Here is a 14,490-nt window from a genome sequence, read left to right on the forward strand (position 1 = left end):
CTGGGTGACATGCCCACCCGTTGCCAACATTCCCCGAACTTGTCAGGACTTTTCGCGATGCGGGGGAGACCTGGGCCCTCGAACCGAGCGATGCGCGGCGTACGGCGGGGCACGGGGGCGGCCACGGCGGTCGCTCGGTGTTCGACGACTCGCGGCGTGCGCGGGCCAAGCGGAGTTTCGTTGGGATCTCAGCCAGAGTACGGCGGTGACATTCGCCCGGGCAGTGGTATTCGAGGGCGTGGCCATTTCATTGCGGCTTATCTCCCGATATTTATTGGGATAGCTTGCCATTTAGGGAGAGTTCGCCCACGAATAGCGGTGGACGGGGATTACGATCTGATCGGCAGCATCGACCCCCGCGCAGTAGGAGCCCTCCCGTGACGGAAGACCAGCCCAGTCGGCCCGCAGCCGAGATCGACACGACGGTCTCGCATGTGGCCAGAATCTGGAACTACTGGCTGGGCGGGAAGGACAACTATCCGGTCGACCGCGAGGTCGGTGACCAGATCCTGGCGATTCTCCCCGACGTGGCCCGCCTGGCCCAGGTCAGCCGGCACTTCCTCAACCGCGCGATCCGTTATCTGGCGGCCGAGGCCGGGATACGGCAGTTCCTCGACATCGGCACCGGCCTGCCGACCGTCGACAACACCCACGAGGTCGCGCAGCGGGTGGCCCCGGACTCGCGGATCGTCTACGTCGACAACGACCCCCTGGTGCTGGCCCACGCCCGCGCGCTGCTCGTCGGCACCCCTGAGGGCGCCACCGACTACATCGACGCCGATCTGCGCGACCCGGAGAAGATCCTGGAAGTCGCCGCCAAGACGCTCGACTTCGACCAGCCCGTCGCCCTCATCCTGATGGGCATCATGGAGTTCATCACCGACGACGACGAGGCCTACTCCATCGTGAACCGGCTGATGGCCGCCCTGCCGCCGGGCAGCCACCTGGCCCTCTACGACGGCACGAACGTCATCCACGGCGAGGCCTCCGACCGGATCGTCGCCCTGTGGAACGAGAGCGGCTCGGCCTCCCTCGTCCTGCGCAGCCCCGCCCAGATCGGCCGCTTCTTCGACGGCATGGAACTGGTCGAACCAGGCATCGTCTCCTGCACGAACTGGCGCCCCGACCCCGACCCCTTCGACACCCCTGAGGTGGACGCCTTCTGCGGCGTCGGCCGTAAGAACTAGTGCGGTGTCCACAAACCTTCGCCGGGGTCCAAGCGGCTCCGGCCTCGGCGATCACGGCTCCTGGAGCCGGTGAACGTTACTGGACACCGCAGTAGAGCCTGTCCGGAGTCCGGATCTTCACGCGGGGGATCCCGCCGGAATGTGAGGACGCTTCCTCGAGGTCCTGAACGACCTACCCGTCGAACATCAGGCATCGTTCGCCTCGGACATGCTGCGCGCCATGGTCCAGCCCACCGTTTCCAAAGAAGCCGACCGCCTTGGAAGCAGCAGAGAAGGCGCCCACTCCCACGGCGAGGGCAACCCCTTGACCGAATCCCGGTAGGCCACGAAGAAGTCCGGTACGACCGAACCAGGGGAACGTCCCCGGGACTGGACAACCACAGGCCGGTCGCCTCGGCGCGAACTTACGCCGGCCGCCTTTCGCACCGGGCGATCGACGCGGCACGAACCCGTCGGACAACCCGAACCGCCCTGTCCGGGGAACAGAATCGCGACCGTGGAAAGGGCGCTCAGCGGGGCCGCAGGAGCGGAATCCGCCGGCCGACGCCCCCCGTACGGCCGGGCCGCGCCGTCCCCATGCCGGTGGCGGGCGGTGGCGGGCGGAGCGGAGACGCTGCGGTGACGGAGTGGTGACGCAGCGGGGACGGAACGGGGACGCCGCCTCCCTACAGTTGCCTCGTTGTCCCCTCCCGTCTCGTCCCCCCCAACGACGGCGGACTGCGACAGGCGCTGAAAGGAGCGGCCGTGATCGACGGGCCAGCCGCCGGCGCCTTCGGACTCCTGCCTGCGCTGCACCGCCTCGACGCCCTCCTCAGCCGCGCCCTTGACGCGGCCGCCGACGTGTACGGGCCCGATGCGGCTGCCGATCCCTACCGCGGCCTCGTGATCGGCCCCGACGAGGTGGGCCGCCTCCTGCGCCGCGACCCCGGTGCGCCGCTCTTCCCCGACGGCGCGAACGATGACGTCGACCGGGGTGAGGAGCTCGACCGGCTCAGCCACGCGTTCGATCTCACGCCCTTCGACCTCGATCTGCTGGTCGTCGCGGCGGCTCCCGAGCTCGATCTGCGATACGAGCGGCTCTACGCCTATCTGCAGGATGACGTGGCCAGGCGGCGCCCGTCCGTGGATCTCGCGCTCAACCTGTTGTGCGCCTCGGCGGTGGCGCGGATCGAGGCGCGGCGCAGGGTCGCGCCGGACGCGCCGCTCATCCGGCACGGTCTGCTGCACCTGGTCGTGGACGCGGACCAGCCGCACCAGCCGTTGCTGGCCCGCGCGCTCAAGGTCGACGAGCAGATCCTGCACCTGCTGCTCGGCGAGCCGACCCTCGACTCACGGCTCGCCTCGTGCGCCGTGCTGACGTACCCCGGGGAGACCGTCGCGGCGCCGCCGCTCGACCCGGCGACGCGGCAGGCCCTGCCCGGCCCGGGACACGGCGGTTCCCACGCGCCCCGGCTCTACTTCCACGGCCCGGCTGACGCGGGGCAGCGCGCGGCGGCCGAGGCGCTGGCGGGGGAGTACGGCCTGCCGCTGCTGGCGGTCGACCTGGAGCGGGCCGCCCGCTCGGAGACGCCGCTCGACGAGGTCATCCGGATCGCGTTCCGCGAGGCGTGGCTGCGCCGTACCGCGATCTTCGTGTCCGGGGCCGACGTCGTGCTGGATGAGCCCGCGTCCGGGGCGCACGACCGGCTGCTGAGCGAGGTCGCGGCCGGCCGGGGGTTGACCGTGCTGGCCGGGCGGCGGCGCTGGACCGCGGGGCCCGGACCCGAGCCGCTCGGGATCGTGGTGGTCCCCTTCCCGGTGCCGTCGGCCGCCGTCAGGCGTGACTGCTGGCGACGGGCGCTGGCCGCGGCCGGCCTCACCGTCGACGATCACGGCATCGAACGGCTGGCCGCGCAGTACCGCCTCACGGCGAGCCGGATCGGCGAGGCGGTCGCGACCGCGCGCAACCGGGCGGCGTGGCAGGAGGGCGAGCCGCAGGCCCCCGACCTGTTCGCCGCCGCCCGCGCGCAGTCGTGCCAGGACCTCGGGCCGCTGGCCCGCCGGGTGGATCTCGCGTACCCGTGGGAGGCCCTCATCCTGCCCGATGACGCGTTGCGGCAGCTACGCGAGATGCGCGACCGGGTCTCGCAACGGCAGCGGGTGCTCGGCGAGTGGGGGTTCGAGCGGGTGCTGGCGCTCGGCCGGGGGATCTGCGCCCTGTTCGTGGGCCCCTCGGGCACCGGGAAGACCATGGCGGCCGACGTGGTCGCCGGTGACCTGGGGCTCGACCTGTACCGGATCGACCTGGCGGCCGTGGTCAGCAAGTACATCGGCGAGACGGAGAAGAACCTGGATCGCATCTTCGAGGCGGCCGAGAACGCCAACGCGGTCCTGTTCTTCGACGAGGCCGAGGCGATCTTCGGCAAGCGTTCGGAGGTCCGCGACGCGCACGACCGCTACGCCAACATCGAGACCGCCTTCCTGTTGCAGAGGATGGAGCAGTATGACGGCATCGCGATCCTGGCGACGAACCTCAGGGAGAACCTCGACGCCGCCTTCCTGCGCCGCCTGCACTTCGTGGTGGAGTTCCCGATGCCCACCGAGGCCGACCGGGAGCGGATGTGGCGTCGTTTCCTGCCCGCCGAGGCGCCCGTCGACGAGGGGATCGACTACGCCTTCCTCGCCCGCAGGTTCCGGCTGTCCGGCGGCAACATCAAGAACATCGTGCTCTCCTCGGCGTACCTGGCCTGCGCGAACGGCGGCCGGATCGGCATGCCCCACCTGATCCGCGCGACCTGGCGCGAGCATCAGAAGATCGGCCATGTGCTCTCCGCGAGCGACATAGGCGAATACGCCGAATGTCTCGTCGACTGACCCGGAGGGAGCCATGTTCCACGACCTCGACCTGACCATCCGCGCGCTGCTCGACGACGCCACCGTGCCGCCCTCACTGGCGGGCGTCGACGTCACGTTCAAGCCGCCGGACCGGGCGTTCACGTTCACCCAGCCGACCGTCGACCTCTTCCTGTACGGCGTGCACGAGAACCGTGTCCTGCGCGACCAGGTGCCGATCGTGGAACAGGTGGGCGGGATCTTCGTCAGGCGGATGCCGCCGCTGCGCTTCGACTGCGACTACCTCATCACCACGTGGTCGAAGAAGCCGGACGCGATCGGGATCGAGGAGGAGCACCGGCTGCTCGGCCTGGCGCTGGCCAAGCTCAGCCGTTTCCCGCTGATCCCCGCGGAGTATCTGCGCAACTCGCTGGTCGAGCAACCCTTCCCGCTGCAGATGTGGGTGGCCCAGCCCGACGACAGCAAGAGCCTCAGCGAGTTCTGGAGCGCGCTCGGGGTGGCGCCCAGGTCCTCCTTCCACCTGATGGTCACGGTCGCGCTGGACCCGCTCGCCACGATCGCCGAAGGCCCGCCGGTGGTGACCAAACAGCTCGTCCTCGACGACGACCTGGACCCGGCCACGCCCGGCGACTCGCTGTACGCCATCGGCGGGACCGTCAGAGACGCCGTGACAGACGAGGTCATCGCGGGTGCGCGCGTCACACTCGACGCGGCCCGCTCCGCCACGACCGATGCCGGCGGGCGCTTCCGGCTCTTCCAGGTCGGTGGCGGAGAACACACGCTGACCGCGAGCGCGCCCGGATACGCGGGCGGCGGCAGGGCCATCGCCGTACCGGCCGCGGCTCCGAACGACTACGACATCGATCTCTCGTCCTGAGCCGAGATAAGGAGTTGCGATGCCCACTTACCAGGCGCCCGGCGTCTACGTGGAAGAGGTCGACCTCACTCCGGCGATCACCGGGGTCGGCACCAGTACGGCCGGCTTCATCGGGGTCTCCGACGGCGGCAACATGCCGACCGGTCCCGACGGCGCGGCGTACCCTCTGGCGGCGATCGAGGAGCCGCAACTGGTCACCAGTTTCGACCAGTTCAAACGGTTCTTCGGAGATTTCGACATCGGCAACCGGGTGCTGGCTCATTCGATCTACGGCTTCTTCAACAACGGAGGCTCGATCTGCTGGGTGGCCCGGGTGGCCGACCTCGCCGACAGGGTGGCGGTCGGCAGGGTGCTGACCAAGTTCGAGGCGATCGACGACATCGCGATCGTCGCCGCGCCCGGCGCGCTGACAGCCCCCGTGCAACTCGCGCTGATCGAGCACTGCGACAACGTGAACCTGAGGGACCGGTTCGCCATTCTCGACGGTCAGCGGGTCACCACCGTCACCAAGGACGAGATCATGGGCGATCTGGTCAACACGAGCGACTACGCGGCGATCTACTTCCCGCACGTCGTGGTCTTCGACCCCGTGGAGGGGACGGGAATCCCGATCCCGCCCAGCGGCCTGATGGCCGGCATCTACGCCCGGGTGGACAGCACACGGGGCGTGCACAAGGCGCCGGCCAACGAGGTCGTCAAGGGTGCGCTCGGGCTGGAGTACCCGACCTCCAAGGCCGAGCAGGCCAACGTGAACCTCGAAGGCGTCAACGTCATCCGTACCCTCAACGGCGCGATCCGGGTCTGGGGGGCGCGCACCCTGGGCAGCTCCGACCCCCAGAAGATCCCCTACATCAACGTCCGCCGCCTGATGAACTACCTGCGCGAGTCGATCGACGAGGGCAGCCAGTTCGCCGTCTTCGAACCCAACAGCAACCCCCTCTGGCAGAAGATCAACCGGAGTGTCACCGCCTTCCTGACCCGGGTCTGGCGCGACGGGGCGCTGTTCGGACTCCAGCCGGAGCAGGCCTTCTACGTGAGATGTGATGAGTCGACCAATCCACCGGAGACCCGCGACATCGGTCAGGTGATCATCGAGATCGGCGTCGCCCCGGTCAAGCCGGCGGAGTTCGTCGTCTTCCGGATCGCCCAGTTCTCCGAAATTCCCACCACCTAGCCCCCGATCCCGCAGGAGACACCGATGGCGACTGGAGTGCGGGTCGACCCGTACCGCAACTACAACTTCGTGCTGGAGATCGACGGCATCACCCAGGGGGGCTTCACCGACTGCACGGGCTTCGGCGCGACCACCGACCCCATCGAGTACCGGGAGGGCGGCGACAACACGACGAGCCGCAAACTGCCCGGCCAGACCAAATACCCCAACATCACGCTGAAGTGGGGCCTGACCGACTCCCGCGAGCTGTACGACTGGTACCGCGACGTCACCAAGGGGAAGATCTCGCGCCGCAACGGCAGCATCATCCTCAACGACCTGACCGGCAAAGAGGTCATGCGCTGGAACTTCTTCGAGGCCTGGCCCGCCAAGTGGGACGGTCCCGACTTCAGCGCCAAGGGCACCGACGTCGCCATCGAGACGCTCGAGATCGCGCACGAGCGGATCGAGAGGGCCTGACCGTGTTCCAGACCGAACGAGAGTTCACCCTTCCGCTGGGCTACCTCGACGACGAGGGCACCCTGCACCGCAAGGGGACGATGCGGCTGGCCACCGCCGCCGACGAGATCCATCCGCTCCGTGACCCGAGGGTCCAGCAGAACGACGCCTATCTCATCGTCATCATCCTGTCCCGGGTGATCACCGCGCTGGGCACGGTCTCGCAGATCAACCCGAAGGTCATCGAGGGATTCTACGCGGCCGACCTCGCCTACCTCCAGGAGCTATACAACCGCCTCAACCAGTACGGCGACGCCGCCCCGGAGACGTCCTGCCCCGAGTGCGAGCACCGCTTCCCGATGGCGGTGAACGGGTCGGGGGGATCTTGAGCTACCCCCTCAAGACGCTGTACGAGGAGGTAGCGTTCATCGCTTTTCACTTCCACTGGCCGCCGGAGTCGGTCATGAGCCTGGAGCACGCCGACCGCCGCCGCTGGGTGGCCGAGATCTCGGCCATCAACCTGCGCATCAACGAAGGGACCCCACCGTGACGGCGAACCGGATCCGCGCCGGGTTCGTCCGGCGTCCGCCGTGGGTGGGCCGGTTCGCCCCGAGTGCGTCACGGGTTGGCCGGACCCGTGCCGGCTTCCCCTCGCGCACACCACTGGTGGGCCGGTGGAGTGTCTGGTTCGCCCGGCGTGCGCCGTGGGTGGGCCGGTGGAGTGCCGGGTTCGCCCCGCGTGCGCAATGGGTGGGCCGGTGGCGGGCGTGGGCCCGTGACCGGGCGGCCGGCCGTACCCGGCTGGAACGGCGACGCCCGGCGGTGGGCATGGCGTTCCGGTGGGCACGGCGGCCGGCGGCGGGTGTGCTCCCGCGAGCCGCGCCCGCAGGGTCGGTCAACGGGGGGCCGACGGTCACCACCTGGCCGCTCGGACGCTCCTGCGACCGGCATCACGGCCGGGCCGCCGCCGTGCCGGCACACCGATGGGCGGCGTCGCCCTCCGCCGAGCCGCCGGGACCGCGCCGGCTGCGTTCTGCCGTCCCGGCCCCGCGTCCGGCCCCGCGTCCGGCTGCGGACAGGCGCCTCGAAACGAGGGCCCCGGAGCACGCCGTGGGCACTGTGACACGTCCGGCGGCGGGCGAGTTCGTCACCCGGGTCGTTCGGAGCCGCCTGCGGGTGGAGGTCCCCGTCCGGGACGCGGTCCTCGCGCACGGCCACCCGCCGTATGGACCGGACGGACAACCGGCCACCGGCCCGCCACCCGGCGCCTACGGCCGCCTCCCGCCACCCGCCGCCTACGGTCACCTGCCGCCGCCCCCGGGCCGGTACGGCGAGGCCGCGTCAACCGACCGGCACGCCGGCGAGCCGCCGCAACCTGACCGGGACGGCGGTGCGCGGCAACCGGCACGGCAACCCGGCGGCGCCGTACCGATCGATCTGGAACGGCTCACCGACCAGATCGTGAACCGGCTCGACGAACGCCTGATCGCTCAGCGTGAGCGGTTCGGGCGGGGGTTCTGAAACCAGCCCGCACCTTTGACGGAGACGCTGATGGCGCTGACGAAACTCCAGGTGACCGTGGTCCACACGGGAGAGGTCGTGCTCCTGCCGTTCAATCCGGAGGAGTACACCCTCAATCAGGACAACGCCTTCGCGTCTCAGGCGATCCCCGGGCTGTCGGGGCCCATCGTGCAGTTCGTCAACGGCAACATGCAGACCCTGGAGATGGAGTTGCTGTTCGACACCTGGGACACCGACAGCCTGGAGAAACGCGATGTCCGTGAGCTGACCGGCCGGGTCGTCCGGCTGCTCGACATCGACGGGGAACTGCACGCGCCGCCGGTGCTGCGGGTGCAGTGGGGGAGTCTCGACTTCCACTGCGTCCTGGCGCGGGCGGTGCAGAAGTTCCAGATGTTCGCCGACGACGGCCGGCCGGTGCGGGCGCGCGTCTCGGTCACCTTCAATCGGGTGATCGATCCGGGACGGGAGGCCAGGGAGGTCAACCGGCAAACCGCCGACTTCACGAAATTTCATGCCGTGGTGGAGGGCGAGACGTTGAGCGGGATCTCCGCCCGCTACTACGACGACCCGCGGCTGTGGCGGCCGATCGCGCTCGCCAACGCGCTCGCCGACCCTCGCACGATCGTCCCCGGGCAGGCGTTGCGCATTCCCGCGTTGCCGTACCACAGCCCGGAGACCGGCGAGGTGGTGCGCTGACATGGCCCGTTTCCCCGCCTACGCGCCGGAGTACCTCATCGAGATCGACGGCCGGCCGATCCCGCCCGAGCTGCGCGGCTGCGTGAGCCGGATCAGTCACACCGACGGGATGCAGGGCGCCGACCGGGTGGAGTTCTCCGTCGCCAACGAGGGGCTGCGCTGGCTCGACCACCCCCTGTTGCAGGTCGACAACCCGTGCACGCTGGCCCTGGGCTACGCGCCCGACCCGCTGGAGCGGGTCTTCACCGGCGAGATCACCGGTGTCACCGCCTCCTTCCCGAACGGTGGGATACCCACGTTGACGGTCGTCGCCCACGACTTCCTGCAACGGCTCACCATCGGCGCCAAGGACCGCGGATTCATGCTGAACGTGCCGGCGATCGGGCACTTCCCGCTGCCGGACGCGGTGGTCACCTCGCTGGTGTCGGCGAGCAACCTGCTGGTCCCGCTCAACGATCCGGTCGGAGCCGCGCTGTCGTTCTTCACCCTCGCCATCGCCTACGCGGTCAGCCCCTCCGAGGCGAGGAAGGGCGTGCGGCTGCAGGGCGGAGAGACCGACTTCGACTTCCTGAGCCGGATCGCCAAGGAGAACGGCTGGGAGATGTACATCGACCACACCGTGCAGCCGCGGGGATCGGCGCTGCGGTTCCAGTTCCTGGTTCAGGACTACGCGCCGAGCGTCACCCTCGCCTGGGGACACTCGCTGGCCGACTTCACGCCACGCCTGACCACCGTGGGCCAGGTCGGCGGGGTCACGACCCGGGTGTGGCTGCCGAGCATCAAGGTCGAACTGGTCGCGATCCTCGGCTGGGACTACGACCGGGCCGCCTTCGACCTGCAGATCTTCCCCGGCCTGGCCGGTCTGGAGGACGCCGTCGGATCCGACCGGGCCCGCTCGCTGCACAAGGTGGAGTCCAGCGGCGCGGCGACGATGGCCAAGAAGCTGCTCGGCGAACTGCTTCCCCGGCTGAACAGCCGCCTGACCGGGAGCGGCAGCACGGTCGGCGACCTCGCCATCAAGGCCGGCCGGGTCATCGACCTCAAGGGCCTGGGCGAGCAGTTCAGCGGCCTCTACCGCGTCACCTCCGCCACCCACACCATCGACGGCGGCGGATTCAGAACCTCCTTCGAGGTACGCAAAGAGGTCTGGTTCGGCTCGATCCCCACCCCCAGGGGCGTGGACGGGCCGGCCCGGGTCAACGGCCAACGGATCGGTTAGGGGAGTCGTCATGGCGACGTTGTTCGAGTGGGGCGCCGCGCGGGAGGGCGCGGGGGACCGGCCCGGCGTCAGCATCACGACGGGCACCGTCACCAACAATCTCGACCTGCTGCTCGAAGGCAAGATCCTGGTCCGCATGGCGGCGCTGGACCAGGAGGTGTGGGCCCGGCTCGCGGCTCCCGGCGCAGGGAACGGCGCGGGCTTCTTCTACGTGCCGCGCGTCGGTGACGAGGTGCTGGTGGCCCTGGCCGGCGACGAGGCCACGGACGCGTTCGTCATCGGCGGGCTGTGGAACGACCGGGACAGGGTGCCGGTCACCGATCCGGTGACCGCGCTCGCCACCCGCGTCCTCCGCAGCGGCGTGACGGCGGGCACCGGCCACGAGATCGAGCTGGACGACCTCCTGCAGTCCGTCACGATCACCACCAGCACCAAGCAGAAGATCACGATGAACCCGGCCAAGATCGAGCTTTCGAACCTCGCGGGGACGGTCAGCATCAGCCTCGACAACGCGACCCAGACCGTGTCGATCACCGCCGCCGCCGGCATCAAGCTCGAAGCTCCGCGGATCTCGCTCAGGGGCGCCACCGTCGAGATCGACGGCACGGCCACCACCACGGTGAAATCGGCCGGAATCTGCAACGTGACCGCCCCGCTCGTGAAGATCAACTGAAGGAGCCGGCTTTGCCGTCAGCCGCACGCGTTCTCGACCCGTCAGGGCATCCGGGCGTCATCGCCGGACCGGGTGTGCCCACCGTGCTCATCGGCGGGCTGCCCGCCGCCGTGCTCGGCGACACCCACACCTGCGCCATGCCGCCCCTCGCCGGACCGCATCCGCCCAGTCCGATCGTCCTGGCGAGCGTGACCGTCCTGATCGGCGGGCGGGGCGCGGCCAGGATGGGCGACCTGACCGGCTGCGGCGCGCCCATCGTGTCCGGCCTGCCCTCCGTCCAGATCGGAGCGTGAGGCGATGTCCGCCCCCGCGCCCGACCCCAGGGCGTTCCTCGGGTGGGGCTGGAGTTTCCCGGCCGGGGTACGGCCCGACGGCACGATCGCGATGGCCGCCTACGAGGAGGACGTGCACCAGGCGATCCAGATCATCCTGGGCACCAATCCCGGCGAGCGGGTGATGCGCCCCGGCTTCGGGGCGGGCCTCGACTCCTTCGTCTTCGAACCGGTGAACGCCACCACGACGACCCGGGTGCGGACCCGGGTCCACGAGGCACTGGTCGACGGGGAGGCGCGGATCGACGTCCTGGACGTCACCGTCACGACCGGCCCGCCGGAGCACAACCGGCTCGACATCGAGGTGCACTACCGGGTGCGGGCGACCAACGCCCTGCACAACCTGGTGTATCCGTTCTACCTGGACGAAGGAACACCCTGATGACCTCGCCCGCCATCGATCCGCGTGACGCCGCGGCCTTCGTCGCGGAACTGCTCGCCCGCCGTACCGGATATGTGCCTGAGTGGCGGCCGGGGACGACAGGGCCCGACGTCGCCCTCGCCGAGGCGCTGGCCAGATACCTCGCGGCCGTCGCGACCCGGCTGAACCAGGCGCCGGACAAGCATCAGCTCGCCATGCTCGACCTGCTCGGGGTCCGGTTGATCCCCGCCCGGGCGGCCCGCGCGCCGGTGGTCTTCACGTTGTCGGACACCGCGGGCGACGGCCACATCCCGGCCGGCACGCGGCTCGCGGCCGAGGCGCCCGGCCCGTCGCCGGCGGCCGATGCGCCGGCCACCGCCCAGGGCGGCCAGATCCTGTTCGAGACCGAGCGGTCGACCGGGCTGATGTCGGGCGCGCTGGTCGAGTTGCGGAGCCTCTGGCCGGGCCGCGACCAGTCGATCGACCATCTGCCCGCGTTCGCCGCCGGGGAGCCGTTCCGGCCGTGGAGCCTGCCGGATCTGCGGGACATGCCGCACCACCTCTACCTGGCCCACCGGACCGTGCTCGCGTTGTCGGCGGAGAGCCACGTCGCGGTCGAGTTCGAGCTCAGCCAGGGTTCCTCGGAGCCGCTCGACTCCGTCTGGGAGTACTGGGACGGCCAGGTGTGGCGGCCGTTCGCGAACGCCGTCGCGGCCTGCGACCGGGTGGCCGCCGCCCACCAGGACAGCACCGCGCGCTTCCAGCGGTCGGGTACGGTCCACCTGATCACCGACTGCGCCGAGACCAAGATGACCGAGGTCGACGGCGTCGACGACTTCTGGATCCGAGCCCGGCTGACCGAGCCGCTGCCCCCGGACCCGGCCCAGTTGCTGCCGGAGATCGAGCGGATCCGGCTCGCCACGGTCATCACCCGCCGTGTCGGCCAGAGCCCGCCCGCCCAGGACCCTCCGGAGATCGTGGGCGGCTTCCTGCCCGACCAGGGCGTCGCCGACGGAGCCGCGGCCGATCTGAGCACGCCGTTCTACCCGTTCGGGCTGCAGCCGCAGCCCGGCTCGGTCTTCTACTTCTCCTCCACGGAGGTCTTCACCAAACCCGGCGCCGATCTGCGAATCTGCTTCGTGCGGACGCCGACCCCGCAGGACGAGGTGGCCGCGGACGGTGAGGAGCCGCTGCCCCACCGCGTCGCCTGGGAATACTGGAACGGCCGCGGCTGGGCGGCGCTCCCCGGTCCCGGCGACCTCACCACCGGCCCCGCCGACCTCGACCCGCCCGCCACCGCCCCGTTCGGCACCGTACGGATCACCGTCCCGGCCGACATGGAGCCGACGGCGGTCGCCGGCGTGGAGGCACGCTGGATGCGTGTACGGCTGGTCAGCGGCGGCTTCGGTGTCAAACGCGTGGTCACCTGGACCGACACCGGCACCGGCACGCCGGTCTCCAACACCTTCACCTACGTGGTCAGCCGCCCGCCGGCGCTGTCAGCGTTCAAACTCGGCTACACGTGGACATCCGGCCCGGTCTTCCCGGATCGGGTGCTGACCTACAACGACTTCCAGTACACGGACCGCACCTACGAGGCGGTCTGGCCAGGCCGGGTCCTGCGTCCCTTCACCCCCTCGGCCGACCTCACTCCCGCGCTCTACCTGGGCTTCGACAAGCCGCTGCCGGCGGATCGGCTGGGCCTATTCCTGGACATCGAGGAGGATCCGGCCGAGACGCTCGGACCCGCCCACCTGTGGGAGTACTGGGACGGGGGAGCCTGGCGCGCGCTACCGGCCGACGACGAGACGAGACGGCTGCGGCTGCCCGGTCTGGTCGGCCTGGTCGGGCCCGGCGACGCCCAGCCGCTGGCGCGCTTCGGCACCGCCCGTTCCTGGCTGCGGGTACGGCTCAAGGAGGATGGCCCGCCGGGCGCACCGCTCGTCTGCGGTGTCTTTCCCAACGCCACCTGGGCGGCCCAGTACCAGACGGTGCTCGACGACCCGGTGGGGGCCGGCACGGCGATGCCCGACCAGGTTCTCGCCTTCCGCCAGAGTCCCGTCCTGCCCGGCGAGCACATCGAGGTCCGCGAACTGGCCGGTCCGCGCGCCGCCGTCGAGTGGCGCATCGTCGCCCTGGAGCTCTTCCCCCAGGACGGGCGGGTCGTCCGCGAGATCGAGACGCTGCTGGGCCGCGAGGGCGCCGGCGACGTCGAGTACGGCCCGCTGCGGCTCCGACTCGACCGTGCCAAGCAGGTGAGCGAGGTGTGGGTGCGCTGGACCGGGCACGAGCACCTCACCGGATCGGGCCCCAACGACCGGCACTATGCCCTGGAGCGTTCCCGTGGCCGGCTGCGGTTCGGTGACGGCACGCACGGCAGGGTCCCCCCTGCGGGCGCCGCTATCCTGGCCCGTCGCTACCAGACAGGCGGCGGCGGCTCGGGGAACGTCCCGGCCGGTGCCATCTCGCAACTCCACGGCGCGTTCGGCGGTGTCGAACGCGTCGCCAACCCGGTCCCCGCGGAAGGGGGCGCGGACGCCGAGACGCTGCGCGCCCTGCGGGCCAGGGGCCCGGCGACCCTCCGCCACAGAGGGCGTGCCCTGTCGGCCGCCGACCTGGCCGCCCTCGCCCGGGAGGCGTCACCGGCGGTCGCCGTGGCGCGGGCGATCCCCGCCCGCTCGGCCGACGGCGGCCGGCGTCCCGGCCATGTCACGCTGATCATCATCCCGGCGGTCGCCGACCCCCGCCCCTGGCCGTCGTTCGGCCTGCGGGAGCACGTCCGCCGGTACGTCGAGGAGAGAGCCGCCGCCGCGCCGGCCGGCCTGCGGCACATCGAGGTCACCGGGCCGCAGTACCTCCCGGTCGACGTCGAGGCGACGATCATCCCCCGGGACCCCGCCGAGGCCGGCCCGGTCGAGCAACGCGTCAGGGCCGTCCTCACCCACCTGCTGCACCCCCTGTACGGCGGGCCCGAAGGCGACGGGTGGCGACCGGGCCGCGCGGTGCACCTGTCAGACGTGGCCACCACCCTGACCCGGGTCGACGGCCTCGACCACGTGGAACGGCTGGCCATCTCCACCGGCGGGCGCCTCGCGGGCGAACGGCTCGACGTCGCCCCGCACCGGATCGTGGTCGCGGGAGAGCTGCGGCTCAGGCCGGCCCAACGCTGAACCCACCCGA

General features: G+C 70.8%; 14 protein-coding genes. All 14 read left to right on the forward strand.

What is annotated here, in order from left to right; translation table 11 throughout:
• Nucleotides 1–377 precede the first annotated feature (377 nt).
• On the forward strand, nucleotides 378–1,187 hold the full coding sequence (locus MBA17_RS02635) for an SAM-dependent methyltransferase (protein WP_238494581.1): 810 nt from the start codon (nucleotides 378–380) through the stop codon (nucleotides 1,185–1,187).
• A 744-nt stretch (nucleotides 1,188–1,931) separates the two neighbouring features.
• Nucleotides 1,932–4,040, forward strand: coding sequence for an AAA family ATPase (locus tag MBA17_RS50195; protein ID WP_238494582.1), 2,109 nt, complete (start codon nucleotides 1,932–1,934; stop codon nucleotides 4,038–4,040).
• Nucleotides 4,041–4,053: 13 nt separating this feature from the next.
• The gene (locus MBA17_RS02645) at nucleotides 4,054–4,896 is read left to right on the forward strand and encodes a Pvc16 family protein (protein ID WP_238494583.1); all 843 of its coding nucleotides are present in this window, start codon (nucleotides 4,054–4,056) and stop codon (nucleotides 4,894–4,896) included.
• 19 nt (nucleotides 4,897–4,915) lie between these two features.
• Nucleotides 4,916–6,070: a phage tail sheath family protein gene (locus MBA17_RS02650; RefSeq protein ID WP_238494584.1), complete on the forward strand. Its 1,155-nt coding sequence runs from the start codon at nucleotides 4,916–4,918 to the stop codon at nucleotides 6,068–6,070.
• A 24-nt stretch (nucleotides 6,071–6,094) separates the two neighbouring features.
• Nucleotides 6,095–6,529 carry a phage tail protein gene (locus MBA17_RS02655; RefSeq protein WP_238494585.1) on the forward strand — a complete coding sequence of 145 codons (435 nt, stop codon included), beginning with the start codon at nucleotides 6,095–6,097 and terminating at the stop codon, nucleotides 6,527–6,529.
• Nucleotides 6,530–6,531: 2 nt separating this feature from the next.
• Nucleotides 6,532–6,897 (forward strand): hypothetical protein, encoded by a 366-nt coding sequence (locus MBA17_RS02660; RefSeq protein ID WP_238494586.1) that lies wholly within the window; start codon nucleotides 6,532–6,534, stop codon nucleotides 6,895–6,897.
• A complete protein-coding gene (locus MBA17_RS02665; protein WP_238494587.1) occupies nucleotides 6,894–7,058 on the forward strand; it encodes a DUF6760 family protein in 165 nt (54 codons plus the stop codon). The genes MBA17_RS02660 and MBA17_RS02665 overlap by 4 nt, the downstream gene beginning before the upstream one ends.
• A gap of 560 nt (nucleotides 7,059–7,618) precedes the next feature.
• Entirely contained in the window at nucleotides 7,619–8,029 is a 411-nt protein-coding gene (locus MBA17_RS02670) for a hypothetical protein (RefSeq protein ID WP_238494588.1), read from the forward strand.
• Between the two features lie 30 nt (nucleotides 8,030–8,059).
• Nucleotides 8,060–8,725 carry a CIS tube protein gene (locus MBA17_RS02675; protein ID WP_238494589.1) on the forward strand — a complete coding sequence of 222 codons (666 nt, stop codon included), beginning with the start codon at nucleotides 8,060–8,062 and terminating at the stop codon, nucleotides 8,723–8,725.
• Nucleotide 8,726: 1 nt separating this feature from the next.
• A complete protein-coding gene (locus MBA17_RS02680) occupies nucleotides 8,727–9,944 on the forward strand; it encodes a phage late control D family protein (RefSeq protein WP_238494590.1) in 1,218 nt (405 codons plus the stop codon).
• A gap of 10 nt (nucleotides 9,945–9,954) precedes the next feature.
• Nucleotides 9,955–10,617, forward strand: a complete 663-nt coding sequence (locus tag MBA17_RS02685; protein WP_238494591.1) for a phage baseplate assembly protein V — start codon at nucleotides 9,955–9,957, stop codon at nucleotides 10,615–10,617.
• 11 nt (nucleotides 10,618–10,628) lie between these two features.
• The gene (locus MBA17_RS02690; RefSeq protein ID WP_238494592.1) at nucleotides 10,629–10,910 is read left to right on the forward strand and encodes a PAAR domain-containing protein; all 282 of its coding nucleotides are present in this window, start codon (nucleotides 10,629–10,631) and stop codon (nucleotides 10,908–10,910) included.
• A 4-nt stretch (nucleotides 10,911–10,914) separates the two neighbouring features.
• Nucleotides 10,915–11,331, forward strand: coding sequence for a GPW/gp25 family protein (locus MBA17_RS02695; protein ID WP_238494593.1), 417 nt, complete (start codon nucleotides 10,915–10,917; stop codon nucleotides 11,329–11,331).
• On the forward strand, nucleotides 11,331–14,480 hold the full coding sequence (locus tag MBA17_RS02700) for a putative baseplate assembly protein (protein ID WP_238494594.1): 3,150 nt from the start codon (nucleotides 11,331–11,333) through the stop codon (nucleotides 14,478–14,480). Before MBA17_RS02695 ends, MBA17_RS02700 begins: the two co-directional genes overlap by 1 nt.
• Nucleotides 14,481–14,490: the final 10 nt, after the last annotated feature.

It is taken from the genome of Dolomitihabitans soli (assembly GCF_022213955.1).
GTDB lineage: Bacteria > Actinomycetota > Actinomycetes > Streptosporangiales > Streptosporangiaceae > Streptosporangium_A > Streptosporangium_A soli.